The sequence below is a fragment of the Microbacterium sp. BF1 genome, assembly GCF_019279095.1.
Classification (GTDB): Bacteria; Actinomycetota; Actinomycetes; order Actinomycetales; family Microbacteriaceae; genus Microbacterium; species Microbacterium maritypicum.
This window is the reverse complement of sequence record NZ_JAGYWT010000651.1, coordinates 1-1148: the sequence shown is the minus strand read 5'-3', so window position 1 is coordinate 1148 and position 1148 is coordinate 1. Positions and strand designations below refer to the sequence as shown.

Here is a 1148-nt window from a genome sequence, read left to right as displayed (position 1 = left end):
CCGGCCACGTCGTCGTGCGCCGGGTGCAGGGCGTGCTGAGAAGACGCCTCGCCGTGCGTGGGCTCGACCTCGACGACCCCACGCAGCACGCTCGCATCGACGCCCTCCTCGGTGAGGGGGTGCGCGACGCCCTGCACCGTCGCGAAGTGCAGCGCACCGACATCGAGATCGTGCTCGACGCGATCGAACGAATCCCGAACGACACGGAGGAGACCGGATGAGCAGCCAGGAGACCACCCAGATCGCCGAGACCGGGCGTCGAGTGCTCAACAGCGTCCGCGGCGCCGTCGTCGGGATGGACGAGCCCCTCACGATCGCCCTCGCTGCGATCCTCGCGGGTGGACATGTGCTCTTCGAGGATGTTCCGGGGTTGGGGAAGACGCTCGCCGCACGGAGTCTGGCGTCGGCGCTCGGCCTCGACTTCCGTCGCCTGCAGTGCACTCCGGACATGCTCCCCGGGGATGTCACCGGCTCGTACGTCTACGCGCCGGCCACCGGCGACTTCGTGTTCCGGCCCGGGCCGATCTTCACCGGGCTGCTCCTCGCCGACGAGGTGAACCGCACGACACCCAAGACCCAGTCGGCGATGCTGGAGGCCATGGCGGAGCATCAGGTCACCGTCGAGGGGAACAGCTTCCCGCTCCCACTGCCGTTCCACGTGATCGCGACGTCGAACCCCATCGAGTACGAGGGGACGTACGCGCTTCCCGAGGCGCAACTCGACCGCTTCATGGTGCGCCTCGCCGTCGGCTACCCCGCACTGGAGGACGAGACGCGCATCATCCTCGACCGCGTCCGCCGACAGAGTCCCGATGCGTCCGTCGATTCCGTCGTCGACGCGGCAGGTCTCCTCGCTATCCAAGCAGCCGTCGAGAGGATCCATGTCGACGCCGATGTCGCCAGGTACTGCGTGGAGCTGACGAAGTCCACGCGGGAGGCGACGCATGTCGCCGTCGGAGCCTCGCCGCGCGGATCGCAGTCTCTCGTGCTGCTCGGTCGCGCACTCGCGGCGCTGGACGGACGAGACTTCGTCCGTCCAGACGACATCAAACGCATCGCGGAGGCGGCGCTCGCGCACCGCCTCACGCTCACGCCTCAGGCGTGGGCACAGGGAATCGACCCCCGGACTGTCGTGGCCGCGGTGGTCG

The 1148-nt window shown here is 69.0% G+C and carries 1 protein-coding gene and 1 pseudogene; both read left to right on the top strand.

Going from position 1 to position 1148, the window contains the following annotated elements; genetic code table 11:
- Window positions 1-221: pseudogene (locus KZA10_RS15740) on the top strand (hypothetical protein); the annotation flags it as partial.
- Window positions 218-1148, top strand: a 931-nt coding sequence (locus KZA10_RS15735) for a MoxR family ATPase (RefSeq protein ID WP_218683353.1), incomplete at its 3' end; no start/stop codon positions are given. The pseudogene KZA10_RS15740 and the gene KZA10_RS15735, both read left to right, overlap by 4 nt.